19 protein-coding genes, 1 pseudogene and 1 riboswitch are annotated in these 20,150 nt (G+C 44.7%); of the genes and pseudogenes, 18 read left to right on the forward strand and 2 right to left on the reverse strand.

Annotation, left to right across the window (positions count from 1 at the left end; translation table 11 throughout):
- Positions 1-18 precede the first annotated feature (18 nt).
- Positions 19-786, forward strand: a complete 768-nt coding sequence (locus BXP28_RS17720; protein WP_023482251.1) for a TatD family hydrolase — start codon at positions 19-21, stop codon at positions 784-786.
- Here BXP28_RS17720 and BXP28_RS17725 read toward each other — a convergent pair.
- Positions 779-1,993, reverse strand: a complete 1,215-nt coding sequence (locus tag BXP28_RS17725) for an ABC transporter permease (protein WP_023482250.1) — start codon at positions 1,991-1,993, stop codon at positions 779-781. The two genes, BXP28_RS17720 and BXP28_RS17725, sit on opposite strands and share 8 nt — an antisense overlap.
- Entirely contained in the window at positions 1,993-2,736 is a 744-nt protein-coding gene (locus BXP28_RS17730; protein ID WP_036655553.1) for an ABC transporter ATP-binding protein, read from the reverse strand. The genes BXP28_RS17725 and BXP28_RS17730 overlap by 1 nt, the downstream gene beginning before the upstream one ends.
- A 256-nt stretch (positions 2,737-2,992) precedes the next feature.
- A riboswitch (cyclic di-AMP (ydaO/yuaA leader) is annotated at positions 2,993-3,213 on the forward strand.
- 275 nt (positions 3,214-3,488) lie between these two features.
- On the opposite strand from BXP28_RS17730, the gene BXP28_RS17735 reads away from it, so the two are divergent.
- The 17 genes and pseudogenes from BXP28_RS17735 (at position 3,489) to BXP28_RS17820 (ending at position 20,025) form a co-directional block, all read left to right on the forward strand.
- Entirely contained in the window at positions 3,489-4,640 is a 1,152-nt protein-coding gene (locus BXP28_RS17735; RefSeq protein WP_036655552.1) for a resuscitation-promoting factor, read from the forward strand.
- Between the two features lie 117 nt (positions 4,641-4,757).
- Positions 4,758-5,312 (forward strand): ribonuclease M5, encoded by a 555-nt coding sequence (rnmV, locus tag BXP28_RS17740; RefSeq protein WP_023482247.1) that lies wholly within the window; start codon positions 4,758-4,760, stop codon positions 5,310-5,312.
- Positions 5,309-6,214, forward strand: coding sequence for a 16S rRNA (adenine(1518)-N(6)/adenine(1519)-N(6))-dimethyltransferase RsmA (gene rsmA / locus BXP28_RS17745; protein ID WP_023482246.1), 906 nt, complete (start codon positions 5,309-5,311; stop codon positions 6,212-6,214). Before rnmV ends, rsmA begins: the two co-directional genes overlap by 4 nt.
- Before the next feature lie 50 nt (positions 6,215-6,264).
- Complete coding sequence (gene yabG / locus BXP28_RS17750) at positions 6,265-7,143, forward strand: sporulation peptidase YabG (protein WP_023482245.1); 879 nt, start codon at positions 6,265-6,267, stop codon at positions 7,141-7,143.
- Between the two features lie 244 nt (positions 7,144-7,387).
- Positions 7,388-7,663, forward strand: coding sequence for a biofilm formation stimulator Veg (gene veg / locus BXP28_RS17755; RefSeq protein WP_023482244.1), 276 nt, complete (start codon positions 7,388-7,390; stop codon positions 7,661-7,663).
- Between the two features lie 219 nt (positions 7,664-7,882).
- Positions 7,883-8,065 (forward strand): small, acid-soluble spore protein, alpha/beta type, encoded by a 183-nt coding sequence (locus BXP28_RS17760; RefSeq protein WP_024095455.1) that lies wholly within the window; start codon positions 7,883-7,885, stop codon positions 8,063-8,065.
- A 113-nt stretch (positions 8,066-8,178) separates the two neighbouring features.
- Positions 8,179-9,033, forward strand: coding sequence for a 4-(cytidine 5'-diphospho)-2-C-methyl-D-erythritol kinase (ispE, locus tag BXP28_RS17765; protein ID WP_036655548.1), 855 nt, complete (start codon positions 8,179-8,181; stop codon positions 9,031-9,033).
- A 161-nt stretch (positions 9,034-9,194) separates the two neighbouring features.
- Positions 9,195-10,015: pseudogene (gene purR / locus BXP28_RS17770) on the forward strand (pur operon repressor).
- A gap of 19 nt (positions 10,016-10,034) precedes the next feature.
- Complete coding sequence (locus BXP28_RS17775) at positions 10,035-10,424, forward strand: RidA family protein (RefSeq protein ID WP_036655545.1); 390 nt, start codon at positions 10,035-10,037, stop codon at positions 10,422-10,424.
- A gap of 115 nt (positions 10,425-10,539) precedes the next feature.
- On the forward strand, positions 10,540-10,824 hold the full coding sequence (gene spoVG, locus BXP28_RS17780) for a septation regulator SpoVG (protein WP_036655543.1): 285 nt from the start codon (positions 10,540-10,542) through the stop codon (positions 10,822-10,824).
- Between the two features lie 128 nt (positions 10,825-10,952).
- A complete protein-coding gene (gene glmU / locus BXP28_RS17785; protein ID WP_036655542.1) occupies positions 10,953-12,350 on the forward strand; it encodes a bifunctional UDP-N-acetylglucosamine diphosphorylase/glucosamine-1-phosphate N-acetyltransferase GlmU in 1,398 nt (465 codons plus the stop codon).
- Between the two features lie 85 nt (positions 12,351-12,435).
- Complete coding sequence (locus tag BXP28_RS17790; protein ID WP_023482237.1) at positions 12,436-13,035, forward strand: 50S ribosomal protein L25; 600 nt, start codon at positions 12,436-12,438, stop codon at positions 13,033-13,035.
- Positions 13,036-13,516: 481 nt separating this feature from the next.
- The gene (locus BXP28_RS17795) at positions 13,517-14,050 is read left to right on the forward strand and encodes a hypothetical protein (RefSeq protein ID WP_024095451.1); all 534 of its coding nucleotides are present in this window, start codon (positions 13,517-13,519) and stop codon (positions 14,048-14,050) included.
- A 443-nt stretch (positions 14,051-14,493) separates the two neighbouring features.
- Positions 14,494-15,054 (forward strand): aminoacyl-tRNA hydrolase, encoded by a 561-nt coding sequence (gene pth / locus BXP28_RS17805; protein ID WP_023482235.1) that lies wholly within the window; start codon positions 14,494-14,496, stop codon positions 15,052-15,054.
- 96 nt (positions 15,055-15,150) lie between these two features.
- Positions 15,151-15,381 (forward strand): anti-sigma-F factor Fin family protein, encoded by a 231-nt coding sequence (locus BXP28_RS17810; RefSeq protein WP_024095449.1) that lies wholly within the window; start codon positions 15,151-15,153, stop codon positions 15,379-15,381.
- A gap of 80 nt (positions 15,382-15,461) precedes the next feature.
- Entirely contained in the window at positions 15,462-18,983 is a 3,522-nt protein-coding gene (gene mfd, locus BXP28_RS17815; RefSeq protein WP_023482234.1) for a transcription-repair coupling factor, read from the forward strand.
- Positions 18,970-20,025 (forward strand): peptidylprolyl isomerase, encoded by a 1,056-nt coding sequence (locus BXP28_RS17820; protein ID WP_023482233.1) that lies wholly within the window; start codon positions 18,970-18,972, stop codon positions 20,023-20,025. The genes mfd and BXP28_RS17820 overlap by 14 nt, the downstream gene beginning before the upstream one ends.
- Positions 20,026-20,150: the final 125 nt, after the last annotated feature.

The following is a 20,150-nucleotide window of genomic DNA, read 5'->3' on the forward strand; positions in this document are numbered from 1 at the left end:
AAAGGGGAGACAGCAAGAATGTTGACGGATACTCATACCCATTTGAACGCCGAGCAATTTAATGAAGACCGGGAATTGGTTATTCAGCGTGCTCTTGAACAAGGGGTAACCCGCATAGTGAATGTGGGATTTAATCGTGAAACGATTCCAAGCTCCATTGAACTTGCGGAGCGTTATGATTTCATTTATTCCACGGTTGGATGGCATCCTCAGGATGCTAAGGATATGACAGAGGAAGATTTGGTTTGGATCGAGGAATTATGCAGCCATGAGAAAGTGGTAGCCATTGGAGAGATCGGACTGGATTACTACTGGGACACATCCCCGAAAGATGTTCAGCAGGAAGTCTTCCGAAAACAAATCCGGCTGGCGCATAAGCTGAAGATGCCGATTGTCATCCATAACCGGGATGCTCATGCAGATGTTATACGCATTTTGCAGGAAGAAAATGCCGCCGAAGTCGGCGGCATCATGCATTGTTATTCGGGAAGCTGGGAAACAGCCAAACAATGTCTGGATATGAACTTCTATATTTCCTTCGGAGGTCCGGTTACCTTCAAAAATGCCAAGCAGCCGAAGGAGGTTTTGGCCCGGGTTCCTCTTGACCGGCTGCTTGTGGAAACGGATGCCCCTTATCTTACTCCACATCCTTTCCGCGGCAAACGTAATGAAACCGGTTATGTCAGACTAGTGGCGGAAGCAGCTGCGGAAATCAGGGGAATGCCTCTTGAAGAGCTTGCAGAGATCACTACCCGGAATGCTATCCGCCTGTTGGGTCTTAAGTAGTCCAGATTTCCTTAAACTTGCGTTTCAACCGAATCCGGCCGGCCCATAGGGCACATGCAAGTCCCAAAATAATCCAAGCCGCCCCTGCCAGGAGTTCCAGGCGGATAAAGAAGGGCACACTTAACAGCACGACCACTGCTGTTAGCGTTACTTCAGTTATCCGCACGAGAGCTCCTTTTTGCTGACCTTCTTTAAGGGGATACATATGTATCCAAAACGTATACGTATGCATATGTTCTATAGAAGAAACTTGTACCGTTATGATAAGAAAAGCGACGATTGCTACCAGACCCCGCATGATTTCTGCCGAACTGACACACATGATCATGAAAGCCAGACCCAGAGTGCGGAGCGTCATGCTGAACAATTCAGAGCGGATGAAGCTCTTGGCATATAAATAATGGAAAGTATGGGCAGAATCAAAAGGGATTCGTTTAAAAATACCGTTCATCCATCTTCTCCGCATCACACGTGTTCCCAATTCCGGTACTTCCATAAACCAGCTGAAAAATAAATTCAACCTGTACTTATGCTGCTTTTCCCGGTCTATCAGATATTCCCAGCCTATGATATAACGCCGAGTTGATCGAAAAACTGCCAACCAGATTAGGATGGCTAAAATAGTACAGATAGCGGCGTACAAAACTCCCCATTGGAAAAGAATCAGGAGGATAAGCGTCGCTGTTAGCCACCGGTATGCGACAGAAACTGACCGGATTACCGGATGAATCCACTTTGTCTCCTGCCAATAAGCCATTAAATGGGTAGCCTTCATTATAAGGAGAAAAGCAAGAATCGACAAAAAGGGCCGGGCTTCATTACCCGTACAATGCCGGTACAAAGGCCATAACAGGATCAGGGCCGCAAATATACGAAAAGCCTGGATGCCGAAACTGTACCGGAACGCTTTTTGAAAGTATAGGCTCAGCTCTGTTTCGACAGGAAGGAGGTAGATTCGATCAGGCTCCCGAATTAAAGTACGAATGTTGCCCGGGCAGATCATCAGCGACAAAAAGGGAATTGCGATCCATAAGTAAGGGAAAGAGGCGGGAAGCGTCTGCAATGTTTTTCCATAATAATAAGAGAAAACAATAATGAATAAAACCAGAAACCCTCCGAAGTTGCTTCTTCCTACAACTCTCCAATATCCCATAACAGATTGGATATAATGATCGAATCTTTTTTTCCATAACGTTTGAGGATGCATTAACGTACTCCGCCTTTAACCATATAATAGAAGAGTTCATCCAAAGAGGCAGCGGGCATTCCCGTTTTCCCGCGTAAGTCCTCCAATGTTCCTTGAGCCACAATTTCGCCTTGGTCCAGTACAATGAACCGGTCGCAATATTTTTCAATTGTTGATAAAATATGCGAACTGAGCAGGAAGCTTGCCCCGTTTTCCTTATATTTCGACATTAAATCCAAGAGAGAGCGCATGGCTAAGGGATCAAGACCCAGAAAGGGTTCATCGATCACATAGAGAGAAGGTCTGACGAGAAAGGCGTTCATAATCATAACCTTCTGCTTCATTCCTTTGGAGAGCTGTGTGGAGAAACTGCCGGTTTTTTCTTTCATGTGGAATTCATTCAGCAGAATCTCAGCTCTTTCTTCCAGCTCTTTTCGATTCAGCCCATAGGCCATGGCAGTCAATTCAAGATGCTCTTGGATAGTCAGCTCTTCATAAAGTTCAGGGCTTTCCGGTACATAAGCGTAAGAGCTGCGGTAGGAAGTTCTGTTTTCTTTCAGGGTATTTCCGTGGATGCGTATGGATCCCTGTTGGGGTTCCAGTAGCCCCAGGATGTGCTTTATCGTGGTACTTTTGCCGGCTCCGTTTAATCCGATGAGGCCTACCATTTCTCCTTTTTTAACGGAGAACGTGATATTTTTTAAAACGGGTTTTCCTGGCAAATAGCCCCCATAAAGTTCTTCAACGGTAAGGACATCTGTCATCATGATCACCTGCTTTTATTGCTAAATGCTGTAAAACTATTATAATCAAAACTGAGTCAAAAGCATAATTGGAATACATTTCCTTAGAAATTCTCATAAAAATTTAGTTTTAATGAGGAAAAGGCAGAAAAGATGGGGGTTATCTTCATATAATGGACTAATAAAGCCAAATTTTAATGAAAATAAGGGTGGCTTCCTCTTTACAGAATATGCTGGAACAGCGTAATATACTTTCATGATAACTTAATAAGCTATCTCAATGTGATCGCTGAATTTCCTGGTAACAGGAAAACGGGGGGAACCGCTGTGAATACCGATAGGTGGGAAAAGTCGAACCTAATCGGAGGGTAACAGACCATTATGGGGTGAATCCTTACAGGTCCGGGCTGGTGAAGAATACCGGCAAGGGTGGGTAAGGTAGGGCTACTCTCAGTCCGAATCCGTCAGCTAACCTCGTAAGCACATGAGAGAGGGTACATTGTAGTGTCGTCTTTAAAAATTAAGACAGATTTTCTCAGGCCACGGGAAGATTCCTCTTTCCCTGGCTTTTTTTGCTTTCGTTAGGACGAGGATCCGTCAGGGATCCACTAAAGACTAAAGAAGGAGGTGGATTGAACCCGCTGGTGCCACTACCTTGTCATCGGATACGGGGGAGGCCTAACAAGGCACGGCATTCATTATATTTTACTTGAGTCACGTCATTTTAATCATGCATAAACTCGACGGCGGGACTTTGAAGGAGGACCGAAGAAGTGGGCAATATATCGAACCCTGAGACCCATGAAAAACGATCATCCAGCATGTCCTTCGCATTGCGATGGAAGCATGAAAACTTGCGTATGATTTCTATTGTGGCCATTATTTCATTCGCTTTGACTTTCATGTTGTTGGTGTTGTTGTACGGTACGGCTACCAAGAGCGTATCCCTAGTTGTGAATGGACAAGAGAAAAACGTCGAAACCAGACAATGGGTCCTGCAGCGGCTACTGGATGACGAAGCTATTACAATCGGAGAACACGATTATGTGTCTGTAGCGCTGGACAGCAAAATTCAAGACGGTCAGAAGATTGTGATTGACCACGCTATACCGGTTGAACTGAAAGCTGATGGACAGACCAAAACTGTTTACACAACTGCAAGAACGGTAGAAAGTGCATTGAAGGATTTTAATATAACTTTGGCAGATTTGGATAAAGTAAAACCTTCCATGGACTCAGCTCTAACTCCGAATATGGGCATTCAGGTTATCAGGGTAACAAAGGAGTATGAGGACATTACCGAACCAATTGCCTTTGACGTTGTGAAGAAAAATGAGGAACAGCTGTTAAAAGGCAAGGAACAAATTGTGCAGGAAGGCAAGGAAGGCATCCTGTCCAAGAAAAAAGAAAAGATTTTTGAAGATGGCGTACTGGTTGCTGAAGCCATTGTGAATCAGGAAGTACAGTCCGAGAGCGTAAACAAAGTCATTGCTGTCGGTACAAAAGAACCTGTGACGATTGCCTCGGTTCCCGAACCGAAACAAATACCCGCCATGGTTAATAAATCTACGGTGAAACAACCTGAAACGAATTCAGGCGGGCCCCTGGCTAACAGTAAAAAAATCTTGAAAAATGTTACGTTGACGGCCTACTCCGCTCAAGAGCCAGGCTTAAGTATGGCTACGGCTTCCGGTGCAAAAGCTGCAGAAGGAAGAACCATTGCGGTTGACCCAAGTGTTATCCCTCTTGGATGGTGGGTATACATTGAAGGTATCGGCTATCGTCGTGCGGAAGATACAGGCGGAGCGATCAAAGGCAACAAAATCGACGTTTATTTCGATACATTAGACCATGTGAACCGTTTTGGGGTAAAACGCGGCCTGACGGTTCACGTTATTGGACCAAACAAACCATCCGAAGACTAATCCCTGCATAAACAGGGTATACTGCTTCCCATACAAGATGGCGAAAAAGAAGAGGAGGTTCCTCTTCTTTTTTCTGCGTTCTGTGAAGTTTGAAGGAAGAGAAGAAGGGGAAACTAAATGATTAAAGAGATCATTGTCGTTGAAGGCAAGGATGATACAACAGCCATTAAACGGGCCGTAGAGGCGGAAACGATTGAAACAGGAGGTTCTGCAATTAATCCGGCTACTATAAAACGTATAGCTCTGGCCCAGCAGCGCAGGGGTGTCATTATTTTTACAGATCCGGATCACGCGGGGGAAAGAATCCGCAAAATAATTTCAGCCAAAGTCCAGGGATGCAAGCACGCGTTTATAACCAAAGAGGATGCAGAAAATAAAGGGGATATCGGGGTGGAGAATGCTACTCCGGAAGTTATCCGCAAAGCTCTGCAAAACGTTCGTACGGAGTATGAAGGGGCAGTCTCCCAGCTTACTATGGAGGACTTGATCCGTGCCGGCCTGATCAATCATCCGGAAGCAGCCTCACGCCGTCTGGAAGTAGCCAAGCGGCTTGGAATCGGTTATTGTAATGGTAAGCAATTTTATAAACGCTGTTCTATTTTTCAAATCTCCAAGGAGGAATTTGAAGCGGCGGTAGAACAATTACAGGATAAAGAAGAGGAGACTTTATGAATTCACACTCCCATTCCTCCCGGGATGTAGCTACTCCAAGAAAAACAAAAGAAATCATTCAAAAACACGGATTTTCATTTAAAAAGAGTCTGGGGCAAAACTTTTTGATGGATTTGAATATCCTGCGCCAGATCGTATCAGCGGCTGAACTGACTTCGCAAAAGGGTGCTCTGGAAATTGGACCTGGCATCGGAGCATTGACCCAGCAACTTGCCAAACAGGCGGGTAAAGTAGTAGCTGTTGAGATTGACCAAAGGCTATTGCCGATTTTGTCGGAAACCCTGGAAGGGTACCCGGCCGAAGTGATTCACGGGGATGTGCTCAAAATGGATTTAAAAGAGCTTCTCCGGGATAAATTTCAACAAGTTTCTGCGGTTACTGTAGTAGCAAACTTGCCCTACTATGTAACGACCCCCATTATTATGAAACTTCTTGAGAATAAGCTTCCTTTAGAAAATATTGTGGTCATGATTCAAAAGGAAGTAGCTGAGCGGATGGCGGCAGTCCCCGGGTCAAAGGATTACGGCAGCTTAAGTATTGCTGTCCAGTATTACTGTGAAGCGAGAGTTATTTCAATAGTTCCACGTACCGTTTTCGTCCCCCAGCCTAACGTGGATTCAGCCGTTATTAAACTTGCCTTGCGGAAGGAACCACCGGTTAGGGTAAGTGACGAAGCTTTCTTTTTTGAGGTCATACAGGCATCATTCGCGCAAAGACGGAAAACGATCTATAACAACCTGGCTGCCAGATATTGCAGCAAAGAAAATAAGAAAGAGATGGAAGCTCTTTTGCGGGAAGCCGGCATCCAGCCTTCTAGACGGGGAGAAACGCTCAGCATTGAGGAATTTGCCCGGCTCAGTGAAATATTGCTCCAATATAAGCAAGGGAAAATAACAAAATAGACACCAATTACCCAATGCCGCCATAGGATAGCCTAGGGGAGGGGATTACCATGAGGCAGGGTGACCTGGTGACGAGAAAATCCTACGGTGGAGACATCCTTTTTCGCATTGAACAAATTATATTCTCCGAGAAGGCGGTATTGCGGGGAGTGGATTACCGGTTGATGGCCGATGCACCGGTTCAGGACCTGGAAAGGGCCAATTCATCCTCTTCAAGTGATTACCCCAGGCTTAACGAGCCTACGGTGCTTGAAACGATGAGACGAATGGGGCAGTTCCGCAAACAACAGCATTCCCGCAATCAATCCGTAATCTCTCAAAAGAATGCGGCCCACTCCCATTTTTTCGAAATGCCGGGGAAAGTGCTTCACCTGGATGGCGACCCATCTTATTTAAAGAAAAGCCTTCATTTATACAACAAGCTTCGAGTGCCTGCCGAGGGCTTTTATGTTAATGAAAAACAAATGCCGGATGTCCTGTACCGTTTATTGCCTCGGATTAAACCGGATATTGTGGTTATAACCGGACATGACGGGCTTATTAAGAACCGGAGAAAGGACTTGAACAGCCTTGAGAGTTATAAAAATTCGCTATACTTTGTTAAAGCTGTTCAAATAGCCCGTCAGTATGAACGGAGTAGAGATAATCTAACCATAGTGGCGGGGGCTTGCCAGTCTCACTTTGAAGCTTTGCTTCATGCAGGAGCCAATTTTGCAAGTTCTCCTGCCCGGATTCTGATTCACGCCTTAGATCCGCTGTGCATTGCTTCCAAATTGGCCTGTACCTCTATACGGGATACAATCTCTATGATTGACATGGCCGAACTGACGGTAACAGGCCTCGAGGGTTTAGGAGGATTGGAGTCCAGAGGAAGCTACCGCTTAGGTGTTCCCCGGCTTAAGGCTTACGAAAAAGAATCCGTTCCATAACATCTATAGCGCCCTTAAAGGGTGCTTTTTTGTGTAAAGATAAGTAAATATAAGCCGACAAGAGCCATTTTCTTTTCTTTCCGTATAATTTCCATAAAAATAACAAACCCTGTCTAAAGAGTTAACTGAAATTAATCCCGATAGACTGTTGACAATAAACTTGCCATCCTGATATAATATTTGGTTCGCTTGACAAAATGTCAGGGTTTGGGTATAATATATACGGAAAGAGGTGGTTGAGGTAATGGCAAAAAATTCGCTGTTGGAAATTAAACGCAGTTTGGATCCGCATGTAGGACAAAAGATTCGTTTAAGAGCAAACGGTGGCCGCCGAAAGACCATTGAGCGATCGGGTGTTCTCGAAGAAACCTACCCTTCTGTTTTTATTGTGAAGCTGGATCAGGAACAGCACACGTTCAAGAGAGTTTCCTACACTTACGCAGATATATTAACGGAATCCGTAGAAGTTACCGTATGCAATGATGAGGGACAAACCCGGATTACGTATATTGAGCACTGAAAGGCTTGCCGGCAGGCTCCCTACGGGAGTTCTGCCTTTTTTGAAAGATAAGGGTGAAATCATTTTCCCTTATCTTTATTTATTTTACGGCCCAAAAAAGTTCGCTTCTAAATAATACGTTGGTCCCCCATTTATCCGGTTCGCATGAGGAAAATCTGTTTAGCGCATACTATTACGGCAAGCATCGTCGCATATGATTGCTGCAAAGGAGGATTTCATATGGGAAGAAGACGCCGTAGTACCATGTCAGATCAATTGAAGAATGAGCTTGCAAAAGACCTTGGCTTTTATGATACCGTACAAAAAGAGGGCTGGGGAGGCATTAAAGCGAAAGATGCCGGTAATATGGTCAAACGCGCTATTCAAATTGCCGAGCAGGCTGCCCAAAAAAAGCGGCCTTAGCAGACATTACAAAAAAGCTGAAGCGGACAGAGCTTTAGCTTTTCTTTTTCTCATTTGTTATAATAATGAGCAGCCATTTCATAAGGCTTAAAGCGCGTGAAGAGGTGAATGTGGTGAAAGTACTGGAGAAAGCACCGGCAAAAATCAATTTGGCACTGGATGTGCTAAGAAAAAGGGAAGACGGGTACCATGAAGTCGAAATGGTCATGACTATGGTTGACCTGGCAGACCGCATCGAAATGCAGGAGATTTCCAGAGACACCATTATTATATCCAGCCAGGCAGGCTACATTCCCCTTGATGAGAAAAATTTGGCTTTTCAAGCGGCCAGACTGATAAAAGAACGGTATCATGTTCGGTCCGGCGTATATATTCATTTGGATAAAAAAATCCCGGTAGCCGCAGGCTTGGCGGGAGGAAGCAGTGATGCTGCCGCCACTATTCGCGGACTAAACCGCTTATGGGGACTCGGTCTTTCCTTTTCGGAAATGCAAAGGCTCGGATCGGAGCTCGGATCGGATGTGCCTTTTTGCGTAAGCGGCGGAACAGCCCTTGCGGCCGGCAGAGGGGAACAGCTTACCCCCCTGGTGAATCCTCTGCAGGTCTGGGTCATTTTGGCAAAGCCTCCGATCAATGTTTCTACATCAGACATATATGGGCGTTTACAGGCTGACCAAATCAGAACCCATCCGGATACTCATGGATTGATAAAGGCCTTGGAGGCCAAAGATTTCAATGGTGTTTGCGGCCTGATGGGGAACGTACTGGAAGATGTGATGTTACCTATGTATCCGGAGGTTCGCCAGTTGAAGGAGTGTATGGAAAAGCTGGGTGCGGACGGAGTGCTGATGTCAGGCAGCGGACCTACTGTATTCGGTCTGGTTGCTAAAGAATCCAAAGTTGCCCGGATTTATAATGGTCTTCGCGGATTTTGCAAAAATGTGTATGCGGTTAGAATGCTGCCTTAGAGATTAAGAAGGTCCCCTAAAGGGGGCTTTTTGTTACAGGGTAAGAAAAAGGTAAAAAAATAGGAAGCTTACCGGAAGAAAACCTTTTCCACGCTTGAATAAAAGCGTATAACAGTGATATATTGACTTTATAATATTCGGATTTTAGTAAAGGGTGCGACATGAAAAAGTTAAAACGTAGCGCAAGATTAGTGGAAATGACCCATTTTATGTTGGATAGACCTCATTCTTTAATTCCGCTCACTTTGTTTGCCGAGCGGTATGGTTCTGCCAAATCGTCCATTAGTGAGGACTTGGGCATTATAAAAGAAGTGTTTGAAGGGGAAGGTTTGGGTCTCGTACATACATTGGCAGGGGCAGCCGGTGGAGTCAGGTATATTCCCAAAGTTTCTTTGGAAGCATCCAAGAGTTTCGTTTTAAAGCTGATCCATCAACTGGAAAATCCCGAACGGATTCTGCCGGGGGGTACCTTTATATGTCCGACATCCTTAGCGAGCCCCGCATTTTGAATGAGATTGGAAGAATCTTTGCATCTGCATTTGCAGAAAGGAATTTTGATGTAGTGATGACGGTAGAAACTAAAGGAATTCCGCTTGCATATGCGACAGCGACTTATTTGAATCTGCCTGTAGTGACAGCGCGCCGGGACAATAAAGTGACAGAGGGTTCTGCAGTCAGTATTAATTATGTATCCGGTTCAAATAAGCGTATTCAGACGATGTCTCTTTCCCGCAGAGCTCTCCCTGAAGAGTCCAGAGTGCTAATTATAGATGATTTTAAACGTGCAGGAGGTACCATTCAGGGAATGATGGATTTGCTCCAGGAATTTAAGGCTACTGTAGCCGGGGTTGGTGTATTCGTGGAATCTGCCGAAGTGGAGGAGCATCTGATTGAAGATTACGTTTCTTTGGCCCGCCTTAGAGGTGTAGATTCTAAAAGTAAACAAATTTCGGTAGAACTTGGTAATTATTTTGATGAATAAAAAAGGAGAGAATAATTTAATGATCCGTACTGTATCTACAACAAAAGCACCCGCAGCAATCGGCCCCTATGCCCAAGCTGTCATGATTAATTCAATGGTATTTACCTCCGGTCAAATTCCTCTTCAGCCTAACGGGGAATTGGTACAGGGAGGAATTCGCGAACAGGCCCATCAGGTATTTAAAAACTTAATTGCTGTCCTGGAGTCCGCCGGCGGTTCACTTCACGATGTAGTCAAGACAACCGTTTTTCTTAAAGATATGAACCAGTTCGGTGAGCTCAATGAAGTGTATGCCGAATACTTTGGGGATCATACTCCAGCCCGTTCCTGCGTGGAAGTGGCTCGTCTTCCCAAAGATGTCCTTGTCGAAATTGAAGCGATTGCATCGATTTCTGTCGAAACGGATTAATTTCCATAAATTTTAATAAAAAATACGTTTTTTCCTATTTTTTGAGAAGGAGTTTGCACTAAAATGTGGAATTATACACCAAGTCCTGTGATTGGAAAAAGGTGGTGAACACAAAGTGCAAATTACAGATGTAAGACTTCGCCGGGTTAACTCCGAAGGGAGAATGAAGGCAATTGCCTCCATTACCATTGATAATGAATTCGTAGTCCACGATATTCGTGTAATCGATGGAAATAACGGTATGTTCGTAGCAATGCCAAGCAAACGAACTCCAGACGGAGAATTCCGTGATATCGCCCATCCGATCTCTTCCACAACCCGTGAGAAAATCCAGGCTGCAGTTCTGGCAGAGTACGACCGTGCCGCTGCAGAAGAGGAAGTTATTGAGGAAGGCGCATAATGATTTATTGCAAGAGAGCTCCGGCCGGGCCGGAGGCTCTCTTTTCTTTTGACCGGAATTGAGCTATATTGAGTGAAGATTAATTTTGCATTCATAGACACTAGTAACAGATAAAGGAGTTGTCAGGATTGAAGGTTATGGCAGTAGTACTGGCCGCAGGCCAGGGGAAACGGATGAAGTCGAAACTATACAAGGTGCTGCACCCGGTTTGCGGAAAACCAATGGTAGGACATATAGTAGACACCTTGGATGAAATAGATACATCAAAAACTTTAGTTGTAGTTGGTCATGGAGCAGAAGCGGTAAAGAACTTTTTAGGTGACCGGGTCAGCTACGCCATGCAGGAGGAGCAGCTGGGAACAGGCCATGCTGTCCTGCAGGCAAAGGATACTATCGGTGAAGAAGAAGGTTATACGTTTGTTGTATGCGGAGATACTCCCCTTGTACGTTCCGAAACACTGAATAAAATGCTGGAGCTTCATAAAAACTCCGGGGCGGCGGCTACTATCCTAACCGCCAGAATGCCGGATCCGGCAGGATATGGACGTATTGTAAGAGGAGAGAACGGCCAGGTTGCCAAGATTGTCGAACAGAAGGACTGTACCCCGGAAGAAGCGGCTATTTCTGAAATCAATACGGGTACGTATTGTTTTGACAATCGTAAATTGTTCGCGGCCCTCTCCAGGGTAACAAATCATAACGCCCAGAAGGAGTATTATTTGACCGATGTTATTGCCATTTTTAAAGGGGATGGCGAAACAGTAGAAGCTTACTGTACGGAAGATCCTGCAGAATCTATCGGGGTCAATGACCGGATTGCATTATCCGAGGCTGAACGGTTGATGAAAGTACGGATTAACCGGGGGCACATGCTGAACGGGGTTACCCTGATTGACCCGGATAATACTTACATTCACAAGGATGTAAAAATCGGATCGGATACCGTGATTCACCCGGGTACCATTTTATCCGGTTCGACGGTGATTGGAGAAGGATGTATCATCGGACCTTTCACTCATTTAAAGGACACGAAAGTTCATGACGGCGCCTGCATCAAGCAATCGGTGGCCCAGGAAGCCGAAGTAGGCGCAGAGACACAAGTAGGTCCGTTTGCTTACCTGCGTCCGGGTGCCAAGCTCGGGCAAGGAGTAAAGATCGGTGACTTTGTTGAAGTGAAAAATGCTACCATCGGGGACGGTTCCAAAGTATCCCACCTGAGCTATGTAGGAGACTCGTTAGTCGGCAAAAATGTAAACTTCGGCTGCGGAGCAGTTACTGTCAATTACGACGGTTTTAATAAAAGCGTCTGCGAAGTGGAAGATGACGCCTTTGTAGGAAGTAACGTCAACCTGATTGCTCCGGTGAAAATTGGCAAGGGCGCTTATGTTGTGGCCGGGTCCACGATTACGCATGATGTGCCTGAGAACGATTTGGCCATTGCCCGCCAAAGACAAACGAATAAGTCCGGATATGCAGAAATTATGCGTAAACGATTATTAGCAAAAAAAATAAAAAATAAAAAATAAAAAATAAAAATACGGAAAAAATGGTTTCATAACCTCCTTCATTCGGGTAATAAAAATTTATCCATGTAAAGGAGGTTCTTTTCTTATGGGAATCATGTTACAAGGGACAACCAGGAATAAAGGAACTAGAGGAGAGTTGAACAAGCTCCGCAAAGAAGGCAAAATACCTGCTATTGTTTATGGAAAAACACTGGTAAGCTCGCCATTGGCGCTGGAAAAAAAGCATGTTCTGGCTTTGTTGAAAACTCATCCTAATGCGGTAATAGATTTGGATATTCCGGAGGTGGGCAAACGGCCGGTCATGATTTCACAAGTACAGCGTGACCCGATTAATGGGGATGTGGTTCATCTGGACCTTCACCAGATTAATCTGGACGAACCGGTTCGTACTGCTGTAGCCCTTGAATTTACAGGAGAACCTGCGGATGTTAAAGAAGGGGGAATCCTGCAAATTCAAACGGCGGAATTGGAGGTCCGATGTCTGCCGGATAGATTGCCTGAGCAGTTAAAAGTGGATATCAGTAAGCTGGGCGTTAACCAGAATCTGCTTGTCTCGGATATTGAGGTCCCACAGGGAGTGGAAGTGGTAACGGACGGGAACGAGGTTCTGATAACCATTCTTGTTCCACAGAAAGAAGAGGCCGCAGATGAAACCGGCACACAAGCAGAACCGCAGGAGGAGTAAAAATAGGATTCCAGGGTCGGCAGCATAAATGAGGATAATAATAAGGCGGTCTCTTCCCGTATCTGACGGGAGGGGCCGCTGTTTTTAGTTATGTGCAAATAAAGATTACCTAAGGCCCTTAGTTCTAAGTTCTAACAAGTTTGGTCTTGAATAGGATGGATAAATGAAGTATGTTATATAAAGGTTAATTTAATAAAAATTGGTAATTGGAAGTGAATTTTTGACGCGATTATAGAGGGGGATAACAATTGGAATACATCGTCGGGTTTCTTTTTTTTATCATAACTCATCAAATATTTTCTGATTATACTATGCATAAAACGAATGGTTGGATTACTTTCATAAGTACTTCTGTTTTAATGATGATTGCATTTGGAATTACAGATTTTATAGATAAAAGGATGAAGAAGGACAAGAAATAGAAAAATGCCATACAAAATTACCCATACATGATATATTACCATATATGGGAAGTTTATATATGAAAAAGATTTTACTTTCCGCATTTGCAGCTTTTACGGGCTGTAGTTTCTTGCTTTCCCCTGGTTCAGTTGATGCTAGAGTTAGCAATAGTGAACCAGGAAACATAATCTATATTGCAGAAGAAAGAATAAGTCCAAGGAGCATTCCCACCCCCGGTGGCAGTTTTACTCTAGTAGAACATATGTATAAGACTTATGGGAACGGGGAAACAGTGGGTGCTATTGCTACTTCTGTGGGAATTGCATTCAAGCAAATGGGGAAAGCAGCAGGTGTACCCGGCCATTTTATAGCCGTAGGAGTAGCTGCTATAAGCGGGTGGATTAAAAATCAGTTAGAAGGTCGATTGGTCACTTATGCCGAACTTAGGCTGGGAATCAGTTATAATACTTATTATGGGTATTATGAATATGTCGAAACTGTAACGCATTATAGTGACGGCAGCTTCTCGAAGCCTAAACAAACACAATATGTACAAACAGGTTACAAAGTTCCTGATGACATATTAGCAAGATATGGTTTGAAAAATCCCTAATATAAATGACTTGCCGAGATAGAGCCATTCCAAAAAGCCCAAAAGGCTAAGGAATAGCTCTATTTTTATTTTTCAAATTCAATCCGCGATTCCTGATTCCGGTTAATAACCGGGCCGGGAAATGAAAGTAAAGCGGTGCCTATTGTAATAGGTGTTGTTGATTTTAATAAAGTTAGTGGTGTAATATCGTACGAAGCCTATATCTTTATGCGAATTTTGATAGTATACTTGGACGGGAACCTCAGCTTCGATATGGTCCTGAAAGTGGCAGTCCTGCAGTAATGGCTGACCGTTATCATACATATTGTTCACCTACTCCTTTTAAAGTTCAAAACAAATGTTTTTCGTCAAATTCTGCGGTACATTATGTAGGACAGAAGAATAGGTGCAGTTGTTACAATGAATAGTAAATAAAAGTTAAAGAAATTGGGGGTTCGGAAACAGTGAAATGTTTTGTGGGCTTAGGCAATCCGGGAAGAGCTTATACTCATACCCGCCATAATATAGGATTTATGGCCATTGACCGTTTTGCAGAAAAATTGGGAGGCGTACGCTTTCAATCCAAATGCAAGTCGGAGCTGGCTGAAGTAAGGGTAGGTACGGAAAAAGTCTATTTGCTAAAACCGGTAACTTATATGAATTTATCAGGTGAAGCAATCCGGGCGTTTATGGATTATTACAAAGTGGACGTGCAGGACATAGTTATTGTGTATGATGACCGGGATACGGATTTTGGTAAAATCCGTTTGCGCTATAAAGGAAGTGCCGGGGGCCATAATGGGATCAAGTCCGTTATTGCCCACATAGGAACTCAGGAATTTAAACGTATCCGTATGGGAATCTCCAGGCCTGCTCCTGGACAGGACATAGCTGATTACGTACTATCGAATTTTAATAAAGCCGAGATGGCAGAGCTGCCGTCTATTCTGGACAAGACTTGTGAAGCTTTGGAATTTTTCTTGGACCATACTTTCGAGGCTACCATGGCAAAGTTTAACGGATAGTCTTGATTTTTTGCTTTCTCTCTATGCTTAACCATCTTTCAAGATGGCCATACTAAAAAGTGTGGAAGGTATAGGAAAAGAAGAGGAGGCATAAAGATGACTGTAAAGTATATTTGCCGCCACTGCCGTACACTTCAAGGGGAATTGAACGGGGATGAGCTGTCCGAGTTCCAATTGGGCTTCCATTTCTTGACCCCCGAAGAGCGGAGAGATATAATAGCCTATAACGCGGATGGAGAAACAACAGTGCACGTAATCTGTGAGTACTGCAGGGAAGCACTGGAGTACCATCCGGAGTTGGCGTTGTTGCCAAACCCTTTACAGTGAGGCTTATGGCATCATGAACAAGATCTTATAGCCTAGGCAAGCCCGCCGAGGCTTCTTTTTGTGAGAGGAGTGTACTTGGATTGCAAGCTTTAATCAAGGCTTTTTCTACGGATACTGATTTTCAGAGCATTGTTTCGGGCATCCGTTCGGATATGAAAGAGCAGCTCGTTGCCGGTCTTACCGGCTCCTCTCGACAGGTGATGATCGCATCCCTGATGCAGGAACTGCAACGTCCTCTGCTGGTAATTACACACAATATGTTTTCTGCCCAAAAAATAACCGAAGACTTGGTTGAATGCCTTCCAGAAAATCAGGTGCTGTTGTATCCGGCTCAGGAATTGCTCGCCGCCGAAGTGGCCGTGGCCAGTCCTGAAACGCTGGCTCAGCGCATTGATGTTCTGACCCGGCTTGCCGCAGGATTCCGGGGTGTTCTCGTGACACCATATGCCGGCCTGAGAAGGCTTCTGCCTCCTAAAGAAATGTTTGCAGCAGCCGCCATGGAAGTCAAACTGGGGGATGTCCTGGACATAAACGCTTTCCTGACCCGGCTCACGGAGCTTGGTTATGAACGTGTGGATCGTGTGGAGTCCAAGGGAGAGATAAGTGTCCGGGGTGGTATCATAGATGTGTATCCCCTGACTGCAGAAGCAGCCCTGCGAATCGAGCTGTTTGATGATGAGGTAGATTCTATCCGGACGTTTGATGTAGAGAGTCAGCGCTCTATAGATAAACAATCAGCTATTATGATTCCGCCGTGCAGGGAAATTGTGGCCGATAGTAAGCGGTTTCAGCGCGTCTCTCAGCAAGCTTATGAACTTTTGCAGGCACAGCTCGAAAAAATGAGTGACAGGACGGCTAAGGATAAACTGCTTGAGAATATAGGGTACGAAATTGAACAACTCCGGGAAGAGCAGACGTTTAACGGAATGTTTAAATATATTTCATTATTCTATCCGGAATCCCATACATTGTTTGATTATATGCCGCAAGACGGGATACTTCTTCTGGATGAACCGGCGCGTTTGATTGAAACAGCCAAACAATTGGAACGGGAGGAAGCGGACTGGTTTACCCACTCTCTTCAGGAGGGACGGGCGCTTCCTGATTTGTCGTTGTCTAAGACATATGAAAGCCTGCTGCACCGCCCTGCTTTTCCTGTGCTGTACCTTTCCTTATTTTTACGCCAGGTTCCGCAAACCCAGCCGCAGAACATCGTTAATTTTATGTGCAGGGTGATGCAAAACTTCCACGGCCAAATGAATGTCCTCAAATCGGAAATGGAACGATGGAAGAAGACGGGGGCCAGAGTGGTTTTACTGGCTAACGGGGAAGAGAGAATGGAAAGAGTCCGCCATGTACTCGAGGACTACCACATTCCGGAACCGGAAATTTTGAACGGTAACCTGCAAACCGGATTCGAGATGCCTTCCATTCGTCTTGTGGTCATAACTGAAGGCGAGATGTTTACGCAGAAACAGAGAAAAGTCCGGAAGGCAGATAAAAAGATAGAGAATGCGGAAAGGATTAAAAGTTACCAGGAGCTTAAAGTCGGTGATTATGTCGTTCATGTGAACCATGGAATCGGAAAATATGTAGGGATCGGTACCCTTGAAATCAATGGGATACACAAAGACTACCTTCATATTTTATATGCCGGCGGGGATAAGCTTTCCGTACCGATCGACCAGATCGATCTAATCCAAAAATATGTGGGTTCGGAAGAAAAAGAGCCGAAGATCTATAAGCTTGGCGGAGCAGAGTGGGCCCGTGTTAAAAATAAAGTTCGTTCTTCCGTTAAGGATATTGCCGATGATTTGATAAAACTGTATGCGGAAAGGCAGTCTACACTTGGTTATGCTTTTAGCAAGGACAGCACATATCAGCATGAATTTGAAGCAATGTTCCCTTACGATGAGACCCATGATCAGCTGAGGGCCATTGAAGAAATTAAGAAGGACATGGAAAAACCGCTGCCAATGGACCGTCTTCTATGTGGCGATGTGGGTTACGGTAAAACGGAGGTGGCTATCCGTGCGGCCTTTAAAGCGGCTATAGACGGTAAACAAGTGGCTGTCCTGGTACCCACAACCATTCTGGCCCAGCAGCATTATGAAACCTTCCGGGAAAGGTTTGCCGACTTCCCGTTTAACATTCAGGTCATGAGCCGTTTCCGTTCCAAGAAAGAACAAAATGAGACAATAAAAAGTATTAAAGCAGGAACGGTAGATATCGTGATTGGTACGCACCGCCTGCTTTCCCAGGATGTAAAATTTAAAGAGCTGGGACTTCTGATTGTGGATGAGGAGCAGCGTTTTGGCGTGTCCCATAAGGAAAAGCTCAAAAGGCTTAAAACAAATGTGGACGTGCTTACCTTGACAGCTACTCCGATCCCAAGGACGCTTCATATGTCCATGCTTGGAGTACGCGATCTTTCCGTTATAGAAACGCCGCCGGAAAACCGTTTTCCGGTTCAAACCTATGTGCTTGAGCACACACCTACTCTGGTAAGGGAAGCTATTGAACGTGAACTGGCGCGTGAGGGCCAAGTCTATTACCTTTTTAACCGTGTGCAGGGGATAACCCAGATAGCAGATCAGATTTCGATGCTGGTTCCGGATGCCCGGGTCTCTGTGGCACACGGGCAAATGAGTGAACAGGAACTGGAGAAAACCATCCTGGACTTCCTGGATGGGGAATATGATGTGCTTGTCAGCACAAGTATTATTGAAACCGGTGTTGATATTCCGAATGTGAACACATTAATTGTCCACGATGCCGATAAAATGGGCTTGTCCCAGCTTTACCAGCTGAGGGGCCGGGTGGGCCGTTCCAACCGGATTGCGTATGCTTATTTTACGTATCAAAGGGATAAGGTACTGACGGAAGTTGCGGAGAAAAGGCTGCAATCGATAAAAGAGTTTACAGAACTTGGATCAGGGTTTAAAATTGCCATGAGAGACTTGGCCATCCGCGGTGCCGGCAATTTGCTTGGTGCCGAGCAGCATGGGTTTATAGCTTCTGTAGGATTTGATCTTTACTCGCAAATGCTCTCTGAAGAGATTAATAAACGCAAGCAGGAAATGGAAGGAGAAGAAACCCAACCTGTTGCGGAATGGAATACTCAGATTGATCTGCATGTAGATGCCTATCTGCCTTCGGATTTCATTTATGACAGTATGCAAAAGATCGAAATTTACAAAAAAGTCGCTAATGTTCGTACATTAGATGAAGTGGAAGACCTCCATGAAGAACTGGTGGACCGGTTTGGTGATTTGCCTCCTGCGGTAGTAAACCTATTGGCTGTAGCCCGTTTCAAAATCTACGGGGCCGCCTATAAGATTGAAAGCATCAGCCAAAAAGGGGAAGACTTCTCAATTAAAGTATCACCGGACCAAAATGGACAACTGGACGGACAAAGGCTTTTTGAGCTATCCACGCAATTTGACGGGCGGATCAAGCTTGTAGCCGGACCGCAGATTCATATTATGGTTCGCTGTAAAGGAATGGGAAATGAGGAGTCGATCGCATTGGTAGAGAAGTTTCTGGTACAATACAAAGAGGCTTTGAAAACGAAGGGAGAATTGCAAAATGCAACAAAATAAACCACGCATTCTGAATAAATGGATACTTGCCCTGATCACTGTAATCCTCACCGTTTCCGTTTTAAGCGGTTGTGGAAAAGACAAGGGTGACAAGGAAGTTGTTGCCACTTACAAAGAAAATGGCAAAGTAACCAGAGGCGAATTGAATAAGCTGATCGGGATGAATAATATTTTCAACCCGGCTTATAAGCAGTTTGCAGAAGATCCGGCTTACCAGCAAAGCATGCTGAAACAAATCATCATGTTTAAAGAAGCGGAAGCGAAGGCGGATGATGCTGCCAAGAAGGAAGCCGATAAAAAAGTCCAGGACCAAATGAAACAGATGAAACAAATACTGGACCAGCAAGAAGGTGGCGCGGATAAAGTGCTGAAGGATGAGAAAATGGAGCTTAAAGACATCGAGAACATCCTGAAGCAAAACTTCTATGCCTCTAAGGAATTTGAAAAACAAGTAACGGAAGATGAAACAAAAAAAGCGTATGACGAGAATCTGGCTCAAGAACCGAATGCTTATGAAGTGGAAGATGTAAGCCACATTCTTATTGGACTTAAAGACCAGGAAGGTAAGGATCTGCGCAATAAAGATGAAGCCAAAACGCGTGCTCTGGAAGTGAAAGGGAAACTGGAGAAAGGAGAAGATTTTGCGGCCTTAGCTAAAGAGTACTCCGATGATCCCGGTTCTAAGGATAAAGGCGGAAAGTATGAAAAAGTAGATTACTCTCAAATGATGCAATTCGTAGAACCTTTTAAGCAGGCCGCATGGTCACTGGAGGAAAATAAGATCAGTGATCCGGTGGAAACCGATTACGGTTACCATATCATGAAAGTGGAAAACCGTAAAAAACAAACGTATGACGAAGTTAAGGATCAGATCAGGTCCCAGCTTTCCCAGAAGAAAATGAGAGATTACATTGAGCAGGAAGTTCCAAAACTTATCGAGACGAACAACTTGCCAAAACCGAGCGAACAGCCTTCTCCGACTCCGGCACCAAGCGGATCACCGGCACCTAGTGCTGAGCCTACAGCCACTCCGGCTCCTTAATTTAGAGAGAAGGGACAAGTTCCAAGGACACTAGGACACTCTTTAAGAGTGTCCTTTATTTTATTCGTCGTCTGCTGGCTGAATAAGAAATTGCCAGACGAAGAATACTATGGCTAGAATTTGAT

It is taken from the genome of Paenibacillus larvae subsp. larvae, assembly GCF_002003265.1.
In the GTDB taxonomy this organism is placed as follows: Bacteria; Bacillota; Bacilli; order Paenibacillales; family NBRC-103111; genus Paenibacillus_H; species Paenibacillus_H larvae.